Below are 24,472 nucleotides of genomic sequence, written 5' to 3'. Positions count from 1 at the left end.
TCGATTTCGCAATGACGGAAAATAAAACAGCAATCATAGCGAAAGCTAAAAATTTCTAGACGATTGGCGACTAAAGAGTACTAATCAGTATACTGTATTTCATTGCTTGCGGATTCTATATTTCATTCAGAATGACAGAAACTCGAAAAACACAACTTCCTACAAATGCTCTTCCTCGTACTTTTCTCCAGCCTTTAGCATTAACTCAATTTGCTTTAAATCTTCAGCAGTAAGTTCTTCTTTTTCCTGTAATTCGAATACCGCAATCATGTTGTCTTCGTATTGTTTTTCGGTTTTGATAACGATTTCTTGTGGCATGATCTTGAGCTTAAAATTTAATAGTTTCTGTAGGTGTAATGCAAAAATCTAAACGAATATCATGTTGATTAACGTCATCGATTTTATCTATTGCAGGCGATAAAGATAAGCCTATTTTTTGAGCATTTATATTTTCAAGAAAGCGATCGTAAAAGCCTTTCCCATAACCTACGCGGAAACCTTGCGCATCAAAAGCCAGTAATGGAATTAAAACCAGATCCACTTCTCCATTATGAATAATCCCTTTTTGTGGTTCTAAGATATTGTACAAATTTTTCTGTAAATCAGCTACGCCCAAATATTCATGATGCGTCATTAAGGCCGTTTCAAAATCCGCTTTTGGAACAATAATTTTAATTTCGGGATGATTTTCTACTAGCCATTCGATTAACAAAAAAGTATTGGGTTCTTTCTTTTCCTTGATAGGCAAAAAAATATGGAGCGTTTTCACGGCGCTAAAATCCCGAGCTGCAAATTGATATAGCAACCCTTTGTTTAGCGATTCGTATTCTTCGTCACTTATTGCTAATCTATCCTTTAAGGCTGTTTTTCTGATTTCGGCTTTTAACATAATTTCAAATTTATGATTTTTATAACAATTTGAAATGGAGCTGGTTTTGGCGCTTAACTACTGAACATAGTTGTACTGACTTAATTTCTAAACCCGATAGCCGTGGAAATACTTTTTTATTGCAGCAACCCTGAATATGCTGTTATGCTGAGGCACGAAGCATCTGCAACCGATGAAACAGATGCTTCGTGCCTCAGCATGACAGTATCTTTAAAAAAGATTGGAACAAATAGCGGGGCTGCTGTTTCCGAAGAACTGCCGACATTCATTTTCAAAAGAAAATAATAATATCCCTTTTCTGTGTAAATCTGTTTTTCCGTGGCAATAGTAAAATAAACACCCCGTCCTGCGGACACCCCTCTGAAAGAGGGGAATATATGTCTCAAAACTAAAATATTGCAAGCAATTTGAATGCTTTTTTTAGAAGACTTGTATTTCAGTGGCAAAACCCAAAACAAAAAAGCCCTTGAAAACAAATTCAAGGGCTCCTTTTAAAATTTTATAAACTATTTTACACGCTCCACATATTCGCCAGTACGCGTATCAACTTTAATTTTATCGCCTTGGTTCACAAACATTGGAACTTTAACCTCAACGCCGTTTTCAAGCGTTGCAGCTTTCAGTGCATTTGTAGAAGTATCACCTTTAACAGCAGGCTCCGAATACGTAATTTCGAACTCTGCAAAGTTTGGTAACTGACCCATAATTGCTTCTTCGCTTTCCATAGAAACAATTACACTCATGCCTTCTTTTAAGAATTTGATCGCCGAACCAAACAACGTTTTTTCAACATTATATTGCTCGTACGTGGTGTTATCCATTACCACCAAATAATCGCCATCTTCGTATAGATATTGATAATCGCTGGTTTCCACGCGACAAATTTCAACAGCCTCGTCGGTACCCATACGAGCTTCAACAATTCTGCCCGATTTAATGTTCCGGAATTTACCAGTGTAAAAAGCGCCACCTTTACCCGGTGTACGGTGATTCCATTCGTCAACAGTAACCAATTCTCCATTTAAACGAAGGATGTTACCATTTTTAATTTCTGATGCTTTTGCCATATTATTTTATCCTATTTGGATTTTGTATTTCAGTTTTTCGTGACGGCAAAGGTAAAATTATTTTAGTAAAAAAGCATAAGGAAATATTGCAACTGAAGTCTGAAAAAAAAACCAGTCTATTAACATTAGGATTAAATAGGAAAATTGATTTGGAAAGCAATACCTGCATTAATCGGCTGCTGCGGCCTCGCTTTTACGCTCCCGATGAAACCTGTGAAACAAGCAAGCATACCATAAAATTAAACTACGGAGGCTTAAATCGGGATTTGTGCAATCGGGTTTATATCACTTGGGTTTGTGCAAGAAAGATAGGCCTGCTTTTGTAAAGCGCCTTAACTTCGTGCCTAGCAATAATAACTTTTCTAGCTAAAAACACCGTATAAAAGAAATGCCTTTGGGAACCACTCCAAAGGCATAATCAACCTAAACCTCAAACTAAACTATGAAAAAACTTTTTGCCTTTTAAGGGCTTATATTTTTGATTCCGCAATGCGGAAAATAAGATCATTTACTTGAAGAGATAAATTAAATAATTGTTTCTCTTTTTGGTGGTGCAAAGGTAAGAACTATTTATCAATTACCAAATGTTTTTTTAGATATTTATTTATAGTACAAATGCATGACAAATCAAGCTCGTTTGGAAACTGAAAATTTTAATTTAAACTACTTGTAATCAAATATTTGAATGTGTTCTGAACAAAATTCATATTCTTGAATCTGGTTAGAACCAATTATTGTAAGCTTCTCTTTGGTGAATTTTTCGATCAGTTCTTGATACCAATTTATTCCTTGAACGTCTAAATTGCTGGTTGGCTCATCTAAAAATAATATTGGTGAATCAGAACAGCAAGCCAAAGCTAGTTTGGTTCTTTGTTTCATTCCCGACGAAAAATACTTAATTTCCTTGTTAGCCGATTTTTCTAATCCTAATAGGGTAATCAAATTTTTAGCATCAATACCTGGGGCAAAGTTTTTAAATTTGAAGTGAAATTCTATAATTTCTTTCAACGTAAAAGTTTCGATTAGTTCAAGATATGGAGCCGCTAAGCTGATATATTGATAAATGTTTTCAACTGGGATTTCTTTGGAATCGGCAAAAGTAATTTCGCCTTCTGATGGGGTTAAACTACCGGTAAGCACACTCAGTAGTGTAGATTTTCCTGAACCGTTGGGCCCCAAGATCGCATAACTCTTACCAGAAACAAATTCAGTGCTTAGATTTTTAAAAATCCATTCTTTGTTAAATCTTCTACCAACGTTATTTAAAGCAATCTTCATTCTCCTATATCAATATTGTGGATCAGTTATCAAGACTTGATAGCACCTTAGCCATGCAAACGCTGTTTTCTACACCAATATACTGTCCGTAGTTTGGTGTAATTTGATAACCAACTTTTTGATATAAATGGATGGCTTCGGGTTGTTTTTTACCCGTCTCTAAAACACATTCAGAAAAGCCAAGTTCTGCAGCCCAACTTTCCAGCTCACTTAGGATTTTGGCTGCAATACCCTGCTTTCTAAAATCTGGATGAACAAACATGCGCTTAACTTCTGCCACAGATGCTGAGAAAGGTTTTATCGCTCCGCAAGCGACCGGAATTTCATTTTGATAAGCAACTACAACTTCTTTAATTGCATCAACTTTGTTAAATTGAGCATAAAAAGTATGTTCATCTCCATCTCTAACGGCTAAGTCCTTATCCAACAGTGTAACCAATTCTCTGAAATCGGTATTCTCTGAATTTGTTCTTTTTAGCGCTAAATCATTCATGAATTTATTTTGAAGTATAAGATTATAATACCTTTACCCTCTACCTAAAATTAGCTTCCCATTCCGAAGCCCTTCATTACACCACGGTTAGAGTTGCGGATAAAATCTACAATCTCATCACGAATTTCCGTTGGCTTAAATTCAGCTTCAATCATATCTAAAGCCTTGGTTACGTTATTGTGCTTAACAAAAAGTACGCGGTAAATTTCTTGGATCTCGTCAATCTGTTCGTTGGTAAAGCCTCTTCTACGTAAACCAACAGAGTTGATTCCGGCATAAGAAAGAGGCTCACGAGCAGCCTTAACATAAGGAGGAACATCTTTACGCACCAATGAACCACCGGTTACAAACGCATAAGAACCTACCTTAACAAACTGATGAATAGCCACCAAGCCAGCCAAAACAACATTGTTGCCAATAGTAATGTGACCAGCCAAAGTTGTGCTGTTAGAAAAAATACAGTTGTTACCAACTTCACAATCATGCGCAATGTGAGAATAAGCTTGGATTAAGCAATTGCTTCCAATTGTTGTTTTCCATTTATCTTTCGTGCCACGATTAATGGTTACACACTCTCTAATTGTAGTATTATCGCCAATTTCTGCGGTTGTAATTTCGCCAGCAAATTTCAAATCCTGAGGTTCGCCAGAAATAACAGCTCCAGGAAAAATACGACAATTTTTACCAATACGAGCGCCATCCATAATGGTTACGTTAGAACCAATCCATGTTCCTTCGCCAATCACAACATCTTTATGTATTACTACAAAAGGCTCGATTACCACGTTTTCGGCAATTTTTGCCTGAGGATGTATATATGCTAAAGGTTGTATCATTATTGGGCGGGTTCTGCTTGTTTAATTTTGGTAATTTGAGCCATCATCTCGGCTTCGACAACAATTTTTTCTCCAACCATTCCTACACCTTTCATCTGGGCAATGCCCCGTCTAATTGGTTCTAGTAAATCGCATCTGAAAACAATGGTATCGCCAGGTAAAACCTGAGCTCTAAAACGTACGTTATCTATCTTTAAAAAGTAAGTTAAGTAATTTCTTGGATCTGGTACAGTGCTTAATACAAGAATACCTCCAACCTGAGCCATCGCTTCAATTTGAATTACCCCCGGAAAAACAGGTGCGCCAGGAAAATGGCCTTTAAAAAACTCTTCATTCATGGTAACGTTTTTAACGCCAACCACATGGTTTTTTGAAAGTTCTAATATTTTATCTACAAATAAAAAAGGTTGGCGATGAGGCAAAATGTCCATTATCTGAACAACGTCGTATAATGGTTTTGCGCTTGGATCATACACCTTTTGAATTTTTTTATTTTTCTCTTTTTTTATTGCCGCCTTAATTTTTTTGGCAAAAGCAACATTTGCAGCGTGCCCAGGTCTAGCAGCCATAATGTGGCCTTTTAAGTGCATACCAACTAAAGCTAAATCGCCAATCATATCCAAAAGTTTATGGCGGGCGGGCTCGTTTTGATAACGCAGCTCCATATTATTTAAAATACCCTGAGGTGCTACATCAATATCGGCACGATTGAAAAGTTTAGCCAAATGGCTTAATTCATCTTTCGTTACTTCCTTATCAACAATAACTATAGCATTATTTAAATCGCCGCCTTTAATTAAATTGTGCGATAATTGGTATTCCAATTCGTGTAGGAAACAGAATGTGCGGCAAGAAGCAATTTCCTTTTTAAACTCGGCAATTGTGTTGATGCCTGCATGCTGGCTCCCCAAAACAGGAGAATTGTAGTCGATCATACAAGTGAAACGATAGTCATCCAAGGGCATGGCCACGATTTCTACTTTTCTATCTGCTTCTGTATAAGTAATGTTATGAGGGATGGTAAAATACTCGCGATCTGCATTTTGCTCAATGCTTCCTACTTCTTCAAGTAAATCTATAAACTGAATAGAACTACCATCCATAATTGGAGTTTCAGGCCCATCTAACTGAATTAGAACGTTATCAAGATCCATTCCGACCAACGAAGCCATAACATGCTCAACAGTACTCACACTTGCGCCATTTTGAGTAAGCGTTGTGCCACGAGAAGTATCGGTTACGTTATCTGCATCAGCATCAATCATCGGGTGACCATCTAAATCGACACGCTGAAATTTAAAGCCATGATTTTCTGGTGCAGGGCAAAAAGTAAGGGTAACATTTGCGCCGGTGTGTAAACCAACTCCAGATACAGATGTTTCTTTTTTAATCGTTTTTTGTCTAACGTTCATTTTGTATTGTATTCTTTTCCAACTCGGATGTAAGTCTTTTTATTTCTTCTTCGAGCGTATTTATTCTCTTTTCAACATCTGGGAGATGTTTAAAAATAACTGAAGCACGCATCCAGTTCCTTAAAGGTTGTGCTGGACTACCATGCCATTGTTTGTTTTCTTCGGTTATGTTGAAATTTAATCCAGCTTGGGCACCAATCTGAGTTCCTTTTGCCAACGTTAAATGACCAGCAATACCAACTTGCCCACCAATAACGCTATTAGGGCCCACTTTAGTACTTCCAGAAATTCCAGATTGAGCGGCTAACACCGTGTTTTCGCCAATTTCTACATTGTGTGCAATCTGAATCAGGTTATCAATTTTGGCGCCTTTTTTAACAATTGTCGATCCCATTGTAGCACGATCAACCGCTGTATTAGCACCAATTTCAACATCATCTTCTATAATTACGTTTCCGATTTGAGGGATTTTATTGTAAGTGCCATCTTTTTGAGGGGCAAAACCAAAGCCATCACTTCCAATAACAGTATTGGAGTGAATGATAACCCGAGCGCCAATTACAGAGTTGTGGTAAATTTTAACACCTGGATAAAACGTAGAATTCTCGCCAATTTTTGAATCTGCGCCAATAAATGTTTGAGTATTAATTTTACAGCCATCAGCGATTTCAACATTTTCGCCCACGTATGCAAAGGCATCAATAAAAACATTTTTACCAATTTTTGCTGAAGGATGAACGAATGCCAATTTATCAATTCCAGATTTTGCAGACTGCGCATTTACAGCTTCATTGTACTTATCCAAAAGAATGGTAAAAGAGCTATAAGGATTATCTACACGGATTAGTGTGCTGGTATAATTTTGAGTTGGATTAAAATCTTTTGAAACGATAACTACCGATGCCTGAGTAGAATACAAAAAGTTTTCGTACTTCGGATTGGAAAGAAAAGACAAAGAGCCTTCTTTCCCATCTTCTATTTTAGAGAGTTCGGTTACGGCTACATCAGGGTTACCATCAATGGTCCCGTTTAAAAACTCGCTTATCTGCTTGGCAGTAAATTGCATCGTACAAAGGTAAATGTTAAATTGATATGAACAAAAAAACCTACATAGGTTAATTAGTGTATATTCTACACAATAATAAGACTTAAAACGGCACTAAAAGTTAAATATTTTGTTAAAAAAACTTAAATCCCCCTTGGGTAGCAGAGGATGTATTTCTCAACGGTTTTTTGTAGCGATTCCAAGTTCGATAAATCTGATGCTTTTGCAATATCAACAATATCGTTATTTTTCATCAATATCTTAATATTCCCAACGCCTGCATTATAAGCCCGGTTTTGGATAGAATCTGTAAAAACAAAATACCTTGCTTCCTCAGGTTTAATATTTAAAAGGTTAACGGCTGCGGTCTGCAAGAACTCAATTCTATCTTGGTCGGCCATTTCGTTACCCATTTCTACCTTGTAAAGATTTCTTGAGGTAAGCATTTGGCAAAGTGTAGAGAGTATTTTATCGGGATGCTCTACCCAAACTTTTACCGCAGCGTAAATATCCTGATCATCCAGATTGGTAAAATGCTTTAAATGGATGTCTTTTTCAAAAAAATCAACCTCGTTTATATCGTTCTTTAAAAAATGATTTAAGGATGGAGATGCAAATAAATTTTCGCCTGCGGCGGATAACTGTTTCGCTCTTTCTAAAAGCTTAACTAAAATCATTTCGCCAGCAATTACTGTTTTGTGCAAATAAACCTGCCAATACATTAGCCTGCGGGCGATTAAAAATTTTTCGATTGAATAAATTCCCTTTTCTTCGATGACCAGATCATCATCGTAAACGTTAAACATTTTGATAATCCGATCAAAACTGATTACGCCTTCGCTTACTCCGGTAAAAAAACTATCCCGATTTAGATAATCCATTCGATCTAAATCCAGCTGACCAGAAATTAACTGATGAAGAAACTTTTTAGGATAGGTGCCATTAAAAATTTCTATTGCATGGGTGAGTTTTCCATCGAAATGCAAGTTCAGTTCCTGCATCAGCTTTGCTGAAATATCTTCGTGCTTAATACCGGTAACCAGCGAATGTTCTAGAGCATGCGAGAAAGGTCCGTGGCCAATATCGTGCAGTAAAATGGCCAAAATTGCAGATTCTTCTTCACCCTCGGTAATTACATGATCTTTACTTTTTAATAATCCAATGGCCAAGCTCATTAAATGCATGGCGCCTAAAGCATGGTGAAAACGAGTATGTAAAGCACCGGGATAAACCAAATGCGTCATCCCAAGTTGCTTAATGTAGCGCAAACGCTGAAAGTAGGGGTGCGAAATTACATCGTAAACCAATTCAGACGGGATGCTGATGAATCCGTAAACCGGATCATTTATTATTTTCTTCTTATTCAATCGTTAAAAATAGTTAAATACGCAGATACGGTACAAAAATTGCTATTTTTATTTATAGTTTGATTTACCTGCCAAAATATAATGGCAATCCTTATTTATTTTACAAAAACATGCAAGAAACTAAAATATTGTGGGCCGATGACGAGATCGACTTATTAAAACCTCATATATTATTACTGAACGATAAAGGTTACCACGTAACCACATTTACCAATGGTAATGACGCCCTCGAAGCTTTTGGAAAATCTCATTTCGATCTTGTTTTCTTAGATGAAAATATGCCAGGCATGAGTGGGATTGAAACCCTTTCGGCAATAAAAAATTTAAATCCAGAAGTTCCTGTGGTTTTAATTACCAAAAGCGAGGAAGAAAACCTAATGGAAGATGCTATTGGGAGCAAAATTGATGATTATCTGATTAAACCCGTAAATCCAAAACAGGTTTTGTTAACCATAAAAAAACTGATCGATAATAAACGTTTGGTGAGCGAAAAAACTTCGATGGCTTATCAACAAGATTTTAGACGCTTAGGAATGACTTTAAGCGACAGATTAAATTACGATGAGTGGATTGAGGTGTACAAAAAAATTGTTTTTTGGGAACTTGAGTTAGAAAAATTGGATGATCCACAGATGCATGAAATTTTAACCATGCAAAAGCAGGAAGCAAATACCCAGTTTTCGAAATTTATTGAAGAGCATTATTTAGGCTGGATTAAGGATAAAGATAAATCGCCTCTGCTTTCTAACGAGTTGCTTAGAAAAAAAGCGTTTCCACATATTAATGATACCACACCGGTATTTTTTATTCTGATTGATAATTTACGTTACGATCAATGGAAAATTATCAATCCATTAATTTCTGAATATTTCCGTATTGATGAGGAAGATATGTACACCAGTATTTTGCCGACTGCAACTCAGTATGCTCGTAATGCAATTTTCTCTGGCTTAATGCCTTTGGAAATGGAGAGGCGTTTTCCGCAACTGTGGCAGAATGATGATGATGAAGGTGGAAAAAATATGCACGAAGAAGCTTTCTTGGCCGATAACATTAAACGGAACATAAGGAAAGATTGCAAATTTAGTTACAATAAAATTTTAACTTTTGAGCAAGGAAAGGATTTGGTAGAACAAACCAATAACTTATTGCAAAATGATTTTAATGCAATTGTTTTCAACTTTGTTGATATGTTAAGTCATGCTCGTACCGATATGCAAATGATTCGTGAGCTTGCAAATGATGATGCCGCTTATCGTTCGTTAACCTTATCGTGGTTTGAACATTCGCCACTTTGGGAGCTGCTGAAAAAAATCTCGCAGAAAAAGGTTAAAGTGGTAATTACAACTGATCATGGAACCATCCGCGTTAAAAAACCAGTTAAGGTTATTGGCGATAGAAGTACCAATACAAACCTGCGTTACAAACAGGGAAGAAATCTTAATTTTAATGCGAAAGATGTTTTTGCTATTAAAAATCCGCATGATGCGATGTTGCCAAAAATTAACATCAGTAGCAGTTATATTTTTGCAAAAGAAGACAGCTATTTCGTTTATCCAAATAATTACAATCAGTTTGTAAATTACTATAATGAAACTTTCCAACATGGCGGAATTTCTTTGGAGGAAATGATTATTCCGGTAATTACATACTCGCCGAGGTAACCCCCAACCCCTAAAGGGGAGTGAAAGACATGTTGGCTTGGCGATGGACATAAGCGCAAAGACCAGAAAAAAATGTAGGGATAATGTGAACACTTTGCTATAAAATGCGAAGACAGTTCATGAAAATAAGGTTTAGGCAAAAGCGATACAATTATGTATTACTTTTGCCTTTATTCTTTTTAAAATGAAGATAGAAGTTAATAGTCTTGCAGATTTATCAAGTGTTGCAAAACAGCTAATTGAGTTTGCATCTACAGCAAAAATATTTGTTTTTGAAGGCGATATGGGCGCCGGTAAAACCACTTTTATTAAGAAGCTTTGCGGAGCTTTAGGCGTTACGGATGTTGTTTCTAGTCCGACGTATTCCATTGTAAATGAATACGAAAGCCCCAATGGACAAATTTTTCATTTTGATTTTTATCGGATAAAAGATATTCAGGAAGCTTATGATTTAGGTTACGAAGAATATTTTTATGGTGGTGGGATTTGCTTGATAGAATGGCCGGAAAGGGTAGAAGAACTCTTGCCCGAACACTACATTAAAGTAGAGATTTCTGTGATAGATGAAAACGAGAGATTATTCAATTTTTCGAAGGTATAACATTTAGTTATCAATATTTTAACAGAATTTCCGTATCTTGAACAACCTAAAACAAATACATTTTTAAGCATCATGGCTACAGGATTACGCGAAGGAATGGCCGATATAGCTCGCCAGGGTTTATTGCAAACACAGGAGGCGACGCTAGAAACCAGAAATAAAAAGAACAATTTAAATATTGGAATCCCAAAAGAAATTTCTTTTCAAGAAAATAGAATAGCACTTACGCCTTTATCTGTTGCGCTATTGGTAAACAATGGCCATAGGGTTATTTTGGAAAGCGGTGCAGGTATTGCAGCCAATTTTTCTGATTCTGAATATGCCGAACAAGGCGCTAAAATAGCTTACGATAAAAAGGAAGTTTTTGATTCTGATATCCTTGTGAAAATTGCACCACCGATGCTTGAGGAAATTGCAATGATGCATAAAGGGCAAACCTTAATTTCTTCACTTCAAACGGGAACGCTAAAGCAAGAATATTTAAAAGCTTTAATGCAGAAAAAAATTAATGCATTGTGTTTCGAAAACCTACGGGATGAAGGAAATGTGTTAAGTGTGGTTAGGGCAATGAGCGAAATTGTAGGCTCTACCTCTATACTAATTGCTGCAGAATATTTAAGCAATGTTACCGGCGGTAAAGGCTTAATGCTTGGTGGCTTTACAGGTGTGCCGCCAACCGAAATTGTAATTTTAGGGGCTGGAACGGTAGGGGAATATGCGGCCAGAACCGCTTTAGCTTTAGGTGCCGAAGTAAAGGTTTTTGATAGCTCAATTTATCGTTTACGTCGCTTACAAAATAACTTGGGAAATAGCAGGGTTTTTACTTCGGTAATGCAACCTATTGTTTTAAATAAAGCCATTGTAACCTGCGATGTGGTTATTGGCGCCATTCGTGCGAGTCATGGTAGAAGTCCATGCGTGGTAATGGAAGAAACCGTTGCAAGGATGAAACCGCATTCTGTTGTTATTGATGTAAGCATTGATCAAGGCGGATGTTTTGAAACATCGGAAGTAACCAATCACACCAACCCTGTTTTTAGAAAATACGATGTAATTCATTATTGCGTTCCAAATATTGCTTCTCGTGTTCCAAGAACAGCATCTTATGCATTAACCAATATTTTTGCTCCGATTTTGTTGGATATTGGTGAGTTCGGCGGGTTAATGAACATGGTTTGGAATAATCCGGGTATCCGTGAGGCGCTTTACATTTATCAAGGCAATGTAACCAATAAGGATTTGGCCGATATGTTTAATCTGCCTTTTAAAGATTTGGAACTTTTGGTGGTTTCCAATCAGTAATCTCATTTATCATCATTGCGAGGCACGAAGCAATCTCACTCGTTAAATAGATTGCTTCTTACCTCGCAAATAACGACCTACTTTTACAAATGCCTACATGAAAATCAAACTCCTCTTTTTATTCCTGATCATATCATTTTCAATCTGTGCTTTTGCTCAGACCAAACCAGCGAAAAAACTCGTAGTTATCAATTCTTACAATCAATACTTGGCTTCTATAAAAATAAACCCAAATAACGAATTAGTGGAGATTAAAAAAGCGATTCCGAGTATAAAACTTGATATTCGCTATGCAACCACAAATAATTTTATGAAGCAGGTAATGTATCAGCAGGCTAGAGCTTTTGCAAGGAAACCTGTTGTAGAATCGTTAAAGAAAATTCAAGCAGAGTTAAAAAAGAAAGGCTACGGATTAAAAATATTTGATGGCTACAGGCCTTATGCCGTTACTGTTGCATTTTACCAAAAAGCCAGCGATAAAAACTTCGTGGCAAACCCAGCCAAAGGCTCCAAACACAATAGAGGATGCGCTGTAGATTTAACTATAATTGATTTAAAGACAGGAAAAGATTTAGTTATGGCAACACCTTACGATAGTTTTTCAGCAGCAGCTGCGGCTAACTATATGCCTGTTTCATCAGCCGTAAAAAAGAATAGAGATTTCTTAATTGCTTCGATGCAAAAATACAATTTTACAGTGTTGGATAACGAATGGTGGCATTTCGATTTTAATGGCTGGCAATACTACGCTTTAATGGATATTCCTTTTGAGAAACTATAAATGATGTGGCCTCCCGTACTGATCCACCTTTACTTTGGCTTTGTCGCCTTTAACGGTTAAGTGAAAAATATAGTCGTAATCATCATCTGTTAATTCTTCTTTTGGTTTTTTGCCCCCAAAAGCCTCCATAATTTCAAGAACGGTATTGGAATGACCAGCTACAATAATGGTTTTGCCCACATAACTTTTATTAACCGAGTCAACCAATGATTTGGCGTCTTTATAATCGATAACTTTTTGAATGATTAACGAATCCAAAGTTTGATGTGTTCTTTTATAAGGTGTGCTAAAGGCTGCATCGAACTTTACTTTTTTAAGGTATTTAGCCAAATCTCCTGCTCTGATTTTTCCCTCTTCAGATAGGTTTGGATTTTTATCTTCTGGATTTGATTTATCCTTTTCTGCATGTCTAACAATCCAAATTTGAGTAGTTTGGGCAACAACAAATTGTGAGGCGAAAAACGTTAAGGATAAAATTAAGATCAGTTTTTTCATCTGTATATAATTGTTTTTTATAGGTGATGAAGCTCTCAAGATTTATTCATCCCATTGTGTGATTTGAAAATCATGATGGTTTCATGCGATAAAGATTAGAAAATATAGCGACTATACGAAATTTAAGGATCCATTGGCTCATCGAAATCAATTTGTAAAGAATTTACGTTCGGGTAAAACTCTAAAGCAGTATCTGAAAGCCGATTCCCATTTTTGTAAGGATCATAACCCAACTCCTTTATACAACGCAGATGCATGATCTCGCTAATATAAAAACTTTGCGATTTAACGGTAACAACAAGTCCTGGTTTATTAATCGGCATACCATAACGAAAAATTAAACGAGCGGCATTTCGCAAATTAGTTGTAGTATGGCGAGCATGAGGTTCCATAATAATCACACTCTCGGGTATTTGAAGTGTATTCATGAAAAATTTTTTCATTTCGTAAGCCTCACTATATTTGGTTTTATAAGGATGAACCCTGCCACCTGATACCATAATAAATGGCGCCAAACCTTTGTGAAATTGTTCTGCAGCTAATCTGCAGCGCAGCATTCCGCCGGCACTAAGTTCTACACCATTCTCTTCAGGGCCCTCACCAGGAACAAGTATTGTGGAGTACTTATAATTTGCAAAATTTGTTTTTTTTATGGATAAAAGAGCTGCTTTGTTTACCGTAGAAATCATGGGTTCGTAATCTGCCGCATCATTTCGCTCGTTAATTTCCAAAGCCACTAATGCAACCTGCATAGAAGGTTCAAAAAATAAATTATTGCTAGAATTTAGGCTTAAAATGGCATTTGTGGCCACTATTTCCGGATAGCTTTTATCCTTCACATTAAAGCTTATCGAATCTATTGCGGCATAATTTGGTTTTTGTCCTTCAACATAAACCGAAATAATATGGTTAATTGCTTTTGCATCTTGTTCCCATGCTTTTCTTAACGATTCACTTGCATTTAAATCAGCATAAAGATTATAGCATCCTGATGGAATAACATGGTTTTTAATCAGTAAACCAAGCGAATTATCTTTTGTATACAAAGTCGCCAACCTATTTCCAACCTGTTCGATTTCCGAATCGCTAAATTTTAAGGCTTTAGTAAAACAACCAATATCCTTGTTGCAGTTTTTAACTGCATCTGTAATATTTTCCTTTTTGGCTTGGAGTATTTTGCTTAGAATATCATCCTTTAATAGCAAGTTTTTTACCTGTGGTTCTTTTTGAAATAGTGTTAAAAGGTAAAAGTTTTTATACTGAACGGAATTATGCGTGGCAATAAGAACATAATCTTTTTTTGCACCAACTTGTTGTCCAAACGATATTGTTGTAAAAGATAGAAGCGCAAATATTATAAGTTTAATTTTCATAGCGATTTAAATATAAAAAACCGATACTGCATTTAAGCAATATCGGTTTAGATTTAATTTAAAGATATCATAAAATTAATATCCCTGATTTTGCCATCCGGTTTTATTCGTTACGTTATCAATTTCAGCCTGTGGAACAGGATAAATACTTCTAAACGCAGGAATTCCAGGAAATACTATCGGCATTTGAGACGTTCTTACAATATCAAACCAACGATCTGCTTCCAGAGCAAGTTCTAAGCGTCTTTCCAAATAAATAGCTGTTCTGAAATCTGCTTGCGAAACAAGTGTTGTAGCCGTTTTATTTGTTGCATTTGCATTAGTTCTAACTGCATTTAAGGCTTTAAATGCTTCGGTATTGCCATAAGCAACTTCGTTAAGTGCTTCAGCATACATTAATAAAACATCAGCACAACGGAGGATAGGGAAATCGCCACTAATTTCTGTTGAATTGGAAACTGCGCTATTAAATTTTCCTGGACGAAGCCCGATGTTGGTAGGGGCGACTAACGCTCTGCGATTATCGCCTGCTTCAAATATGGATTGAGGTATTGTTATCGTATTGGTGTTATTGTTATTTCTATAACGGTTATCTTGATTTACCGCTTCTTTGACACCACCATTTAAATATAACACCGCGAAGATAATATCCTTGCTTGTTTTTAAACCGCTAGGGAAAGTTGTAGTTTGCGGAACAACAGAAAGCGTAGTTCCGGCGTAAATTGCAGTCGCTATTGGCTGTAAGGTTGAAACAACCATAGGGTAATTCTTTTGATATAAGTATACTTTGGCCAGCAACGCTGATGCAGCATATGTTGTTGCCTTACCACGTTGAGCATCAGTCCAGGTTGTTGGAAGTTTTGAAGCTGCATCTGTTAAATCGCTTACAATTTGCTGGTAAACCTGCGCCGAAGTTGCACGGGTGTTTGCTCTTGCTTCGTCTGTTTTTTGAACAGTTAATATCAAAGGAACATTGCCCCATAAACGTGTTAAGTTGAAATAACTCAGCGCTCTGATAAACTTGGCCTGACCAATAATTTGATTTTTAGTCGCATCGGCCATGCTGATTGCCGGTGCCCGGTCTAAAATAATATTGGCTCTGTAAATTGCTTTATAGTGCCCTTGCCATGCACCTGATAATATGTTATTGGCAGATGTTTCAGAAAATACTTCGATAGAATTACGTACACCAGCACCAGAACCGGGATCATTATCGGTAACGTTATCGCCGCGAATTTCGCCCAAAGTAAGCATATTGTTTCCATACAAACTATCGGTTTGCAAAGCATCGTAACAACTTACTAAACCACCTTGTAAACCTTTTTCATCAACATAAAAAGTATTTTCTGTGTACGAATCAAGGGGTTTCAAATCTAAAAACTTCTTGCAAGATGTAGCCGTAATAATTAGGCCACATGTTAAGATTGATATAATATATTTTTTCATCTGATTATGATTTTTTTTAAGGTGATGAAGCTTGTAAAAGCTTTAAAATATAATGTTGTTGCTTTTATAGGTTTCATCGTCTTAATTATAAAGTAATGTTAATACCGATTGATGTTGTTTTTGCAGTAGGGTAAACGCCATAATCTTCCCCATTTGTAGTTGCTTCAGATCTGTTTGTTACCTCAGGATTGTAGCCTGTATATTTTGTAAAGGTGAAAGGGTTTTGCATGGAAAAGTAAAGCCTAACCTTAGTTAAAGTTAATTTTTTAACTATGGCTTCAGGGAGAGTATAACCCAGAGCAATATTACGAATGCGTAAATAAGAACCATTTTCGATATGCCATGTAGATGTTGTACCATTGCTCCCTTTGGCTACACGATTTGCCCTAACATCTTGTCCGCTGCCTGGATTGCTTTCAGAAACCCATCTATCTAAAGAGCTTATCATGTTGTTCATGTTTCCTTCTTTGTTGGCGAAATACCTGCGGGAAAGGTTCAGGATTTTATTACCATAAACACCTTGCATGGAAACATTTAAATCAATGCCTTTATATTCTGCCGATGTAGCAAAACCATAGGTAAATTTAGGAAGGTAATTACCCACAATTTCACGGTCTTTTGTTAAATCGATTACACCGTCACCATCAACATCTTTGTATTTAAAATCTCCAGGTTCAGACGTATTCAAATCATAATTACCTTGTGTATCAGTATAATGTGGGTACGCATTTACTTCAGCCTGGTTTTTGAAAACACCCAAAACAACAGGCAAGTAGTAAGAACCAATTGGCTCACCAACTCTGGTTAAGAAATATGCATTGGCCACAGAACCTGTTCTGATAATGTCTGCATTGCCAGGGCCTAACTCTACAACTTTATTTTTGTTTTTAGAGAAGTTAGCGTTTGCGCTCCATTTTACAGCACCAAATTGCTGTGTAGTACCCAAGTTTATGTCGATACCTTTATTGTTTACTTTACCTATGTTTTTAAGTTCTGTAGCAAAACCTGTAGATAATGGCACGGGGACATTTAACAATAAATCGGTGGTATTACTGTTGTAAGCATCAACAGATAATGTTAATTGGTTATTCCAAAAAGCAACATCCAAACCAACGTTTAACTGTGCTGTTTTTTCCCATCTCAAGTCATCATTTGGAGAAGCATAAGTTGCCGCACCATTAACAACAGAAGGCGTTGCGCCCCCGAAAACATAACCATAACTGGTCATCGATCCTTGCGAACCATAAGTTGGAATATTAAAGTTGCCTGTTAAACCATAACTGGCTCTTAATTTTAAATCAGAAATTGCTTTAACTTCTTTTAGGAAATTTTCTTCAGATAATCTCCAGCCTACAGAAGCAGACGGGAAGTAGCCCCATTTATTGTTTTTGCCAAATTTAGATGAACCATCCGCTCTTACCGAACCGGTAAATAAATATTTGCCTTTATAGCTGTACTGCAACCTTGCAATGCCCGAGGCTAAAGCCCATTGAGATCTGGTTGAACCGCCACTTGTAACAATACCTGCGTTTAGATATTCAATCTGATCACTAATAAAACCTCTTGATGCAATTGCGTAGTTGCCACTCAAATCGTCTTTTTGGTTAGACCAGCCTAATAGTGCCGTTAAACTATGATCACCAAAAGTTTTGGTATAGTTTAATGTTTGCTCCAATAACCAATTGGTTTCTTTTATCGTTCTCGAACTGCCTGAAGCATCCGTTAGGGGGTTGCCAGCCGTATTTGACTGAGGGAAAACAGAAGGCCGGAAAGTATCTTCCGAGCTGTTAAATAAATCGATGCCTAACTGAATTTTATATTTTAAATCTTTTAGAATAGTGGCTTCTACAAAGGCACTACCAGTCAACCTGTTCGAGCCTACATCATCTTTTTGAAGCATAGCAAGCGCTACCGGATTCCACGCCTGTGTTGCGCCATTTCCTGATATTAACGAACCATTAGGCAGTGCTGTAACCTGACCCGGACTCCAGGAGTTTTGTGCAAAACTGTAACTTCCATCATTGTTGTAAACAGGAAAGATAGGCGCATAATGTAAGGCGGAAGCAACTATTCCACCCTGATTAACACCTCCGGAATTAAATGCGGTATATGCACCATTTGCATTTACTCTTTTTTCTTTAATAACCGATGGAGTTAAATTTACACCGTACCTGAAATGACCTTTTGTTCCTTCAAGATTTAACCTAGCACTATAACGTTTAAAACCGCTGTTTAAAATCACACCATCCTGATCAAAATATTCCATGGAACCGTAATATTTCAAAGTTTCGCTACCGCCTGATGCAGAAACCGAATGGCTTTGAATTTTTGCAGTTCTGAAAATTTCATCCTGCCAATCGGTATTGGTTAAACCCTGCTGTCCTTGTAAATATGGCAATACTTCCGTTGGGATTACAGCACTCGTATTGTTTCCAGAATTTACTAAACGTTGGGCATTGCTATCATTAATATTGTAGGCTATAACTGGTAATCCGGTTGCTGCATTTTTACGATTAATTGCATCCATGGCATCAGAATATGTATTGTTTCTGGATTCTAAAACCATTTGAGAGTATTGGTACGCATCCATCATATCAATTTTATGGGCTAAACTTTGCCAGCCAGTATAGCTATTTACACTGATGGTTGCCGCACCGCTTTTCCCTTGCTTTGTTGTAATTAAAACAACACCATTTGAACCTCTCGACCCATAAATTGCGGCCGATGATGCATCTTTTAAAACCTCAATCGATGCGATGTCATTTGTATTAAGCGTATTAATATTGTCTCCCGAAATCGGCACACCATCAATTACATAAAGCGGGCTAGAGCCGGCAGTGATGGTGCCCACGCCACGAACTTTAATGGATAATGCAGCGCCAGGTGTTCCTGATCCTTGCGAAACCTGAACGCCTGCCATTTTACCAACCATTGCTTCTGCCGCATTATTAATCGGCTGGTTTTCTAAATCCGAAGCTTTTATACTCGCTATTGCTGTTGTAACATCTTTCTTTTTCTGACTGCCATAACCCACAATTACCACATCAGTTAAAGATGATGAAGCAGGAACAAGCTGAATCATTAAAGTTGCTTGCTCACCTGCTTTTAGCAGATAATTTTCAATTGTTTTGGTTGTATAACCGATAAAAGATGCACTAATGTTATAAGGAACATTTGCAGATAAGCCGGTAATTAAAAATTTACCATCTGCATTCACCATAATCCCTTTTTTCTCTTGAGTTTTGGTGTTCAGTAAAAGAATGGAAGAACCGATGAGTGGTTGTCCTGTTTCGTCTTTTACAATCCCGGTAATCTCCGATGTTTGAGCCCGAGCAGTTGCGGCGACTGTAATTAACAGCACGCAAAAGAACAAGTGTTTTGTAAGTTTTCTAAGCATAGTTATAATTATTAGTTTGTTTTTTTGGGCAAAAAAATCCCTGTTCGCTATTTTAAAGCAAGTTGAGATTGTAAAAATATATGGTGGTTTTATTTGCTTATGATATAGCCGTAAGTTGTTTTGGTTTGGTTCAGTTTGTTTAATTCGGTTATTTCTTTAAGTATTTTTTCTACTTTTTGATTTAGGTTAATGGTCCCAGTAAAAGAAATTTCATCCACATCCGCTTCGCTGTAAATAATTTCAATTTTATAATGTGTCTTCAATTTCTCAAAAACATCTTTTAACGATGCTTGTGTAAAGTTTAACTCATTTGATTTGGCCAGCTCTTTAGCAAGTAAAGTTTTGTCAATTACTTTAACCTGTTGTTTTACAATATTATAAACCAACTCGTTGCCAGGTGTCAAAATTTTACTGAATGATAAAATATTTTTTGATTCTGATATATTTTTAATCCAAACTTTACCGGTATGCAATTCAATTTTTATGAGCTTGCTTTTTTCTGGGGCTGTAATGGTAAAAGAAGTTCCCAATGCTGTTGTCGATATTCCTTTTGAATAAACGATAAACGGATGTTTCTTATCCTTTGCAACCTGAAAAAAACTTTTACCCTTTAAATAAATTTCCCGATTTTGCTTTATAAATGGTATTGCATAGCTTAATTCTCCTCCCGGATAAACTTTTACTTCAGAACCATCGGGCAATTCAAGCGATTGATTATTATCGGTGTAATTCACAAATGATTTCCAAACAATTGGTGCTTTATCTTCTTTCTTGTTTGTTTTAGCTTTTGCTACACTAAAATTTGGTTCGGCTTGGTTTAACATTAACAAACCAATGGTTAACATCACTAAAACAATGGCCGCGGCCGAAATTATTTTTAAGCGCTTTAATTTTAATGTTTTTGAAATGGTTTGCTTTTTTATTGCAGCAAATAATTCATCACTTTTTTCATCAGAGATTTTTGCATCCTCTGCATCATCCCAATCATCTTTACTAAGTAAATGATCTGGTAAGGCATCAATTCCATTTAAATAATTCACTACCGAAAGCCTTTCTTCCGGGGTACAATCACCTTTAAAATACCTGGCTAATAGCTCCTCAGATATACTCATATTTACTAATACGATTCAATTTGGCAATAACCCTTAATGGGAATGAAATAAATTTATCAGGACGATAAAGGTGGGTAAGTAGGCATAGCCATTAAGTTGTTTTATGGCAAGAGAAATGTGTTTTTCTACCGTTCTGGGCGATATTGAAAGTTGTTCGGCAATTTCTTTATAAGAATAGCCTTGAAGCCGGTTTAAAACGAAAACCTGTTTTCGGGTTGGAGGTAAGCAATTTAAAACAACTTCAAGCTGTTTATTTATATCAAACTGAAGACTTTGTTCGGTTGCTTTATTAGAGATCTCTTCGTAATAAAGGTTAAGATTACGCTCGTCGTTTGCCTGTTTTTTGAAATAATCAAGAAGCGTAGTCTTGGCAATTTTAAATAATTGCACATCCAAAGGATAATCTTCTGTAAGTGTATGTTTAAATCGCCAAAGCTTTACAAAAGCCATTTGAGTTAGCTCTTCGGCAATATCATCTGACGCAGTTTTCTTAAAAAAATAGCCATACACTTTCTTATGCCATAGTTTAAAAACTATTTCAAATGATTTATGGTTTCCCTGCCGTATATTTTGGATATAGTCTGACAATGGCTAAAAAATACTTGGTTAATGTAAGCTGTAAATAAATATAGCGTTATTTTTAGCATTTGTTCAATAATAAATTATAAGGAATAAAAATATTTTTAGGCAATGGCCGATGCAAGTTTCAGAATATCAGCTTCTTGATGCCAGCTGCTTAATACGATTCTGTTTATTGGCTTACTATTTTGAGTGGGATAGGGGAAAGAAGAAATGAGAATGTTCTGTTTTAAAAGCTTTTGATCAATTTCAGAATCATGGATTAAAAATGCTGGAAAATTGGGTGCAAAATTCCATCTCGAATCTAAATGATCAACCAGAAAAGAAATATTCTGCTGAAGCTTTTCCCATTCTTTTTGGTAAATTTCTGCTGCATGGATAAAAGCGTAAGCCCCGGCAGCTGCGGATGGCGATGCCCCGTTAAATTCGTTTGTGTTTTTAAGTTTATTGATCATTTCTTTTGATGCTAGGATTAAACCTGCATCAACACCGAGCGCTTTAGCCATAGAGGCAACTACGATTCGTTCTATATTTTCTTGCTGAGGTAGAAGATCATAAGCGCTCCTGCCAAAATTGTTCACGCCAATGCCGTGCGAATCATCGACAATTAAAGTTAATTTTTTGTCTTGATCAATCTGTTTTAAAAAGCCAAAATCATAAATCTCTGGGAATAGATTGTTCATAGAATTGCTAATCAATACCCAGTTTTTTTCGTCGGAAGTATTAATAAGCTGAAGAGTTTGTAGCGCCCAAGCTGTAAAGGAACGGGAATCTGATTCTTGATTTTTAAGCCACAGAGCGGGGTGGGTTGCAGGTGCATAAAGTACTTTTCCTTTTTGGCTCAAGGTTTTTACCGCAAGTTGTGCAGCTAAGTAACCACTGGATATAATCAAAGCCGATTCCGATTTAAATCTTCCGGCGGCAACCTGTTCCGCATCATTATAAATGCCAAGTTGAATATTATTGCTTCGGCTTGTGCCATTATTTAAGCCGTATTTTTTAATGCCTTTGAGATACAATTCTAAAAATTCGCGGTTTTGCGGAATGCCCAAATAGGCGGTGCCTCCAAAATACAAATAGGTTTTACCATCAATACTAATCTGATTAGAAAAAGGTTGATCAATCGAAGTAAAATCTGGAGACATTAATTAAGAATTTGTTTTTGAAAGAAATCAAACTGTTGCTGAATAGATTTTTTCCAATAGTTAGAATTGTGGCTGCCGGGTTGAGAAATGTAAGTCGCGTTAATTTTTAAGCTATCGCATTTTTTCTTCAAGGCATTGTTCGAAACGTAAAAGAAATCATCTGATCCACAATCGAAAATAATTGGTTTTTTATTTCCAGCAAGGTTTTCAATATTGGTAATTACCGAATATTTTAGCCAAATATCACTGTCTTTATCTGGGTTTCCTAACAATTCGGGCACGCCAAATTTTCCAATCGCATCGCGAAGATTAACACCTCCACTGGTACTACCGGCGCTTAAAAATAATTCTGGGTGTTTTAAAAATAAACTTAAAGCACCATGCCCGCCCATACTTAAGCCCGTTATGCAAATTTTTGAAGGATCTATAGGGAAATCGGTTTTCATTTTTGGCAATAGCTCATCAAAAAAGAAACTTTCATATTGCCAATCTGGCTTTGCCGGACTATTCATATACCAGCTTTTGTACAAACCGTCGGGACAAATCAAAATGTAACCATACGCATCTGCATATTTTTGAGCATCCATAATATTGTTCCATTGTTTGTAATTGCCACTAAAACCATGAAGTAAAATAACCGCAGGTAACTTTGCTTTCTTGCTTATTTTCTTTGGCGTAAATACCCAAACAGTATCTGCTTGAGGTAGGTTTTTCGAATTAAAAACAATTTGTTTTTGTGCAGAAGCTGAAAAGCAGAAAAATATAACTACGGAAATTAAAAAGAGTTTCATGCTTAAAAAGAGTTAAAAATTATCGTGAATATAAGTCACAATTCTGACCATTTCATTTCTAATATCTGCTGTTGGTCTAACAAAATTATTATTCATAAAAGAATAGATATAAATTTTTCCCTTTTTAGTGAGTACATAACCACTTTGATTGTGAACTCCACTTAAAGAACCGGTTTTTCCGTAAACAAATGGCGTATCCGTTTTTGGGTAGGCATTTCTCAAAGTACCACTTTTCCCACCGGCAGGCAACATATCAAATAATTTTTCTCTATTATTTACTTGCTTATAAATGGTATCCAGAAGAAAAACCAAATCTCTCGGCGTAAATAAATCTTTTCTCGATAAGCCAGATCCATCTACCCATCTTGGCTTATCGGGTAAAAAAGAAAGATAGTTTTTTACGGAATAATTTATGGCTTTATCTGTGCTAAGCGTATCGCCCAATTGATTAGAACAAACCAGTAATAAATGTTCAGCAATAAAATTATCACTTGGCAACATCATGTGCTTTAAAACTGAATCGCGTTTCGCTCCATAAAATGTTTTAGCGTCAGCCGGGATATTCATCTTAACTAAGCTTACCTGCTTATGCAAAGTATCCGTTAATACATCAACCGTGGTTTGTGCTGTCGTTTTATAAGGAATCTGTTGGTTATAATTTGGTTTTACGTTAATTAACGGCGTTACAAAACTGTTCGTTAAAAAATCTCTGACCACATAAAAATCACCTTTGGTTTTTGTAGAATCTGTTTTAAATAGCGGTGCAAACATTTTGGGTTCGATACTAATTTTGTTTGAGCCGATATACTTCGTTGCAACCATGTTATCGGTAATTGGAAATTCGTTTATTTCTGGTTGGTAGTAGGCGTTATAATCATCCCAAGCCCACCCATCGCCATAAAAATTTCCTTCGTAACGGCCAGGAGCAAAGAATAATTTTTTACTGCTTGAAGCTAAGAAATTGTACGCGTTTTTACTTTTTAAGGTACTGTGTAAGAACGATGGATCGCCTGTTCCCCAAAAAATTAAGGAGTCATTTCGTTCTATGTATTTAAGCGAAGGCATATCTTCTGGCAACATCTTTAAGCTGGTGTAAAAAGTAAAGAGCTTGGTGTTGGATGCTGGCGTAAAATATTTATCGGCATCTTGTTGATAGAGCATTTTTTTACTTTCCATATTGTAAAGCGCAAAACCAACCATATATTCTTTAATGATTTTTGAATTTTTAAATTGTTTTGCAACTTTTTTGGAGATCATTTTATCTGTGGAACAACCAGAAATAAAGACAGCGAGCATTAAAATGAACGAAAAGAAAAATTTTGGGGATATTGAACGAAACATGTTTTGAGGTTGTGGGTGATAATATCAACTAATTTATTAAATTTAATTTAATGTTAAC

At 36.3% G+C, this 24,472-nt stretch carries 23 protein-coding genes; 5 read left to right on the top strand and 18 right to left on the bottom strand.

All coding sequences use genetic code 11. The features are described from left to right. Positions 1-159 precede the first annotated feature (159 nt). Both H7U22_RS06745 and H7U22_RS06740 read right to left on the bottom strand, forming a co-directional pair. Positions 160-318, bottom strand: coding sequence for a hypothetical protein (locus H7U22_RS06745; RefSeq protein ID WP_187070590.1), 159 nt, complete (start codon positions 316-318; stop codon positions 160-162). 10 nt (positions 319-328) lie between these two features. Further along, positions 329-889 carry a 5-formyltetrahydrofolate cyclo-ligase gene (locus tag H7U22_RS06740; protein ID WP_187070589.1) on the bottom strand — a complete coding sequence of 187 codons (561 nt, stop codon included), beginning with the start codon at positions 887-889 and terminating at the stop codon, positions 329-331. Positions 890-1,033: 144 nt separating this feature from the next. Here H7U22_RS06740 and H7U22_RS22830 point away from each other — a divergent pair, with 144 nt between their 5' ends. Beyond that, complete coding sequence (locus H7U22_RS22830) at positions 1,034-1,174, top strand: hypothetical protein (RefSeq protein ID WP_222621809.1); 141 nt, start codon at positions 1,034-1,036, stop codon at positions 1,172-1,174. 221 nt (positions 1,175-1,395) lie between these two features. On the opposite strand, the gene efp is transcribed toward H7U22_RS22830, so the two are convergent. The 7 genes from efp to H7U22_RS06700 all read right to left on the bottom strand — a co-directional run bounded on the left by efp (position 1,396) and on the right by H7U22_RS06700 (position 8,387). Further along, positions 1,396-1,956, bottom strand: a complete 561-nt coding sequence (efp, locus tag H7U22_RS06730) for an elongation factor P (RefSeq protein ID WP_187070587.1) — start codon at positions 1,954-1,956, stop codon at positions 1,396-1,398. Between the two features lie 663 nt (positions 1,957-2,619). Further along, positions 2,620-3,234 carry an ABC transporter ATP-binding protein gene (locus H7U22_RS06725; RefSeq protein ID WP_187070586.1) on the bottom strand — a complete coding sequence of 205 codons (615 nt, stop codon included), beginning with the start codon at positions 3,232-3,234 and terminating at the stop codon, positions 2,620-2,622. A 22-nt stretch (positions 3,235-3,256) separates the two neighbouring features. Next, entirely contained in the window at positions 3,257-3,727 is a 471-nt protein-coding gene (locus tag H7U22_RS06720) for a GNAT family N-acetyltransferase (RefSeq protein WP_187070585.1), read from the bottom strand. A gap of 50 nt (positions 3,728-3,777) precedes the next feature. After that, positions 3,778-4,563: an acyl-ACP--UDP-N-acetylglucosamine O-acyltransferase gene (gene lpxA, locus H7U22_RS06715; protein WP_025141731.1), complete on the bottom strand. Its 786-nt coding sequence runs from the start codon at positions 4,561-4,563 to the stop codon at positions 3,778-3,780. Then, a complete protein-coding gene (locus H7U22_RS06710) occupies positions 4,563-5,975 on the bottom strand; it encodes a bifunctional UDP-3-O-[3-hydroxymyristoyl] N-acetylglucosamine deacetylase/3-hydroxyacyl-ACP dehydratase (protein ID WP_187070584.1) in 1,413 nt (470 codons plus the stop codon). Before H7U22_RS06710 ends, lpxA begins: the two co-directional genes overlap by 1 nt. After that, the gene (gene lpxD / locus H7U22_RS06705) at positions 5,965-7,041 is read right to left on the bottom strand and encodes a UDP-3-O-(3-hydroxymyristoyl)glucosamine N-acyltransferase (protein ID WP_187070583.1); all 1,077 of its coding nucleotides are present in this window, start codon (positions 7,039-7,041) and stop codon (positions 5,965-5,967) included. The genes H7U22_RS06710 and lpxD overlap by 11 nt, the downstream gene beginning before the upstream one ends. Positions 7,042-7,163: 122 nt before the next feature. After that, positions 7,164-8,387 (bottom strand): HD domain-containing protein, encoded by a 1,224-nt coding sequence (locus H7U22_RS06700; protein ID WP_187070582.1) that lies wholly within the window; start codon positions 8,385-8,387, stop codon positions 7,164-7,166. A 110-nt stretch (positions 8,388-8,497) separates the two neighbouring features. Between H7U22_RS06700 and porX the strand changes: the two genes are divergently transcribed. The 4 genes from porX to H7U22_RS06680 all read left to right on the top strand — a co-directional run bounded on the left by porX (position 8,498) and on the right by H7U22_RS06680 (position 12,735). Beyond that, positions 8,498-10,051: a T9SS response regulator signal transducer PorX gene (porX, locus tag H7U22_RS06695; RefSeq protein ID WP_187070581.1), complete on the top strand. Its 1,554-nt coding sequence runs from the start codon at positions 8,498-8,500 to the stop codon at positions 10,049-10,051. 184 nt (positions 10,052-10,235) lie between these two features. Continuing rightward, on the top strand, positions 10,236-10,652 hold the full coding sequence (gene tsaE, locus H7U22_RS06690) for a tRNA (adenosine(37)-N6)-threonylcarbamoyltransferase complex ATPase subunit type 1 TsaE (RefSeq protein ID WP_187070580.1): 417 nt from the start codon (positions 10,236-10,238) through the stop codon (positions 10,650-10,652). 72 nt (positions 10,653-10,724) lie between these two features. Further along, positions 10,725-11,954 carry an alanine dehydrogenase gene (locus H7U22_RS06685; protein WP_187070579.1) on the top strand — a complete coding sequence of 410 codons (1,230 nt, stop codon included), beginning with the start codon at positions 10,725-10,727 and terminating at the stop codon, positions 11,952-11,954. 97 nt (positions 11,955-12,051) lie between these two features. After that, positions 12,052-12,735: a M15 family metallopeptidase gene (locus tag H7U22_RS06680; protein ID WP_187070578.1), complete on the top strand. Its 684-nt coding sequence runs from the start codon at positions 12,052-12,054 to the stop codon at positions 12,733-12,735. Here the strand turns inward: H7U22_RS06680 and H7U22_RS06675 are convergent. The 9 genes from H7U22_RS06675 to H7U22_RS06635 form a co-directional block, all read right to left on the bottom strand. Continuing rightward, positions 12,730-13,230 carry a phosphoglycerate mutase family protein gene (locus H7U22_RS06675; RefSeq protein WP_187070577.1) on the bottom strand — a complete coding sequence of 167 codons (501 nt, stop codon included), beginning with the start codon at positions 13,228-13,230 and terminating at the stop codon, positions 12,730-12,732. The two genes, H7U22_RS06680 and H7U22_RS06675, sit on opposite strands and share 6 nt — an antisense overlap. A 122-nt stretch (positions 13,231-13,352) precedes the next feature. Beyond that, positions 13,353-14,603: a YdcF family protein gene (locus H7U22_RS06670; RefSeq protein WP_187070576.1), complete on the bottom strand. Its 1,251-nt coding sequence runs from the start codon at positions 14,601-14,603 to the stop codon at positions 13,353-13,355. Between the two features lie 75 nt (positions 14,604-14,678). Next, positions 14,679-16,049: a RagB/SusD family nutrient uptake outer membrane protein gene (locus H7U22_RS06665; RefSeq protein ID WP_187070575.1), complete on the bottom strand. Its 1,371-nt coding sequence runs from the start codon at positions 16,047-16,049 to the stop codon at positions 14,679-14,681. 85 nt (positions 16,050-16,134) lie between these two features. Continuing rightward, positions 16,135-19,446 (bottom strand): SusC/RagA family TonB-linked outer membrane protein, encoded by a 3,312-nt coding sequence (locus H7U22_RS06660; RefSeq protein WP_187070574.1) that lies wholly within the window; start codon positions 19,444-19,446, stop codon positions 16,135-16,137. Positions 19,447-19,535: 89 nt separating this feature from the next. Beyond that, positions 19,536-20,558, bottom strand: coding sequence for a FecR family protein (locus H7U22_RS06655; protein ID WP_187070573.1), 1,023 nt, complete (start codon positions 20,556-20,558; stop codon positions 19,536-19,538). 33 nt (positions 20,559-20,591) lie between these two features. Beyond that, on the bottom strand, positions 20,592-21,146 hold the full coding sequence (locus tag H7U22_RS06650) for an RNA polymerase sigma factor (RefSeq protein WP_187070572.1): 555 nt from the start codon (positions 21,144-21,146) through the stop codon (positions 20,592-20,594). Between the two features lie 95 nt (positions 21,147-21,241). Continuing rightward, positions 21,242-22,282, bottom strand: coding sequence for an aminotransferase class I/II-fold pyridoxal phosphate-dependent enzyme (locus H7U22_RS06645; RefSeq protein ID WP_187070571.1), 1,041 nt, complete (start codon positions 22,280-22,282; stop codon positions 21,242-21,244). Next, positions 22,282-23,073, bottom strand: a complete 792-nt coding sequence (locus tag H7U22_RS06640) for an alpha/beta hydrolase (protein WP_187070570.1) — start codon at positions 23,071-23,073, stop codon at positions 22,282-22,284. The genes H7U22_RS06645 and H7U22_RS06640 overlap by 1 nt, the downstream gene beginning before the upstream one ends. 12 nt (positions 23,074-23,085) lie before the next feature. Beyond that, positions 23,086-24,330, bottom strand: coding sequence for a D-alanyl-D-alanine carboxypeptidase/D-alanyl-D-alanine-endopeptidase (locus H7U22_RS06635; RefSeq protein WP_248284693.1), 1,245 nt, complete (start codon positions 24,328-24,330; stop codon positions 23,086-23,088). Positions 24,331-24,472: the final 142 nt, after the last annotated feature.

The organism is Pedobacter fastidiosus (assembly GCF_014306625.1).
Taxonomy (GTDB): Bacteria; Bacteroidota; Bacteroidia; order Sphingobacteriales; family Sphingobacteriaceae; genus Pedobacter; species Pedobacter fastidiosus.
This window is presented reverse-complemented; position numbering and strand designations above follow the sequence as displayed.

Excerpts from the sequence above, each read along its gene's own strand:
- lpxA (WP_025141731.1), bottom strand. The coding sequence starts at position 4,563 with ATGATACAACCTTTAGCATATATACATCCTCAGGCAAAAATTGCCGAA.
- H7U22_RS06660 (WP_187070574.1), bottom strand. The coding sequence starts at position 19,446 with ATGCTTAGAAAACTTACAAAACACTTGTTCTTTTGCGTGCTGTTAATT.
- H7U22_RS06680 (WP_187070578.1), top strand. The coding sequence starts at position 12,052 with ATGAAAATCAAACTCCTCTTTTTATTCCTGATCATATCATTTTCAATC.
- H7U22_RS06670 (WP_187070576.1), bottom strand. The coding sequence starts at position 14,603 with ATGAAAATTAAACTTATAATATTTGCGCTTCTATCTTTTACAACAATA.
- H7U22_RS06720 (WP_187070585.1), bottom strand. The coding sequence starts at position 3,727 with ATGAATGATTTAGCGCTAAAAAGAACAAATTCAGAGAATACCGATTTC.
- H7U22_RS06710 (WP_187070584.1), bottom strand. The coding sequence starts at position 5,975 with ATGAACGTTAGACAAAAAACGATTAAAAAAGAAACATCTGTATCTGGA.
- lpxD (WP_187070583.1), bottom strand. The coding sequence starts at position 7,041 with ATGCAATTTACTGCCAAGCAGATAAGCGAGTTTTTAAACGGGACCATT.
- efp (WP_187070587.1), bottom strand. The coding sequence starts at position 1,956 with ATGGCAAAAGCATCAGAAATTAAAAATGGTAACATCCTTCGTTTAAAT.
- H7U22_RS06655 (WP_187070573.1), bottom strand. The coding sequence starts at position 20,558 with ATGAGTATATCTGAGGAGCTATTAGCCAGGTATTTTAAAGGTGATTGT.
- H7U22_RS06640 (WP_187070570.1), bottom strand. The coding sequence starts at position 23,073 with ATGAAACTCTTTTTAATTTCCGTAGTTATATTTTTCTGCTTTTCAGCT.
- H7U22_RS06645 (WP_187070571.1), bottom strand. The coding sequence starts at position 22,282 with ATGTCTCCAGATTTTACTTCGATTGATCAACCTTTTTCTAATCAGATT.
- H7U22_RS06675 (WP_187070577.1), bottom strand. The coding sequence starts at position 13,230 with ATGAAAAAACTGATCTTAATTTTATCCTTAACGTTTTTCGCCTCACAA.
- H7U22_RS06665 (WP_187070575.1), bottom strand. The coding sequence starts at position 16,049 with ATGAAAAAATATATTATATCAATCTTAACATGTGGCCTAATTATTACG.
- tsaE (WP_187070580.1), top strand. The coding sequence starts at position 10,236 with ATGAAGATAGAAGTTAATAGTCTTGCAGATTTATCAAGTGTTGCAAAA.
- H7U22_RS06745 (WP_187070590.1), bottom strand. The coding sequence starts at position 318 with ATGCCACAAGAAATCGTTATCAAAACCGAAAAACAATACGAAGACAAC.
- H7U22_RS06635 (WP_248284693.1), bottom strand. The coding sequence starts at position 24,330 with ATGATCTCCAAAAAAGTTGCAAAACAATTTAAAAATTCAAAAATCATT.
- H7U22_RS06685 (WP_187070579.1), top strand. The coding sequence starts at position 10,725 with ATGGCTACAGGATTACGCGAAGGAATGGCCGATATAGCTCGCCAGGGT.
- H7U22_RS06725 (WP_187070586.1), bottom strand. The coding sequence starts at position 3,234 with ATGAAGATTGCTTTAAATAACGTTGGTAGAAGATTTAACAAAGAATGG.
- H7U22_RS06740 (WP_187070589.1), bottom strand. The coding sequence starts at position 889 with ATGTTAAAAGCCGAAATCAGAAAAACAGCCTTAAAGGATAGATTAGCA.
- H7U22_RS22830 (WP_222621809.1), top strand. The coding sequence starts at position 1,034 with ATGCTGAGGCACGAAGCATCTGCAACCGATGAAACAGATGCTTCGTGC.
- porX (WP_187070581.1), top strand. The coding sequence starts at position 8,498 with ATGCAAGAAACTAAAATATTGTGGGCCGATGACGAGATCGACTTATTA.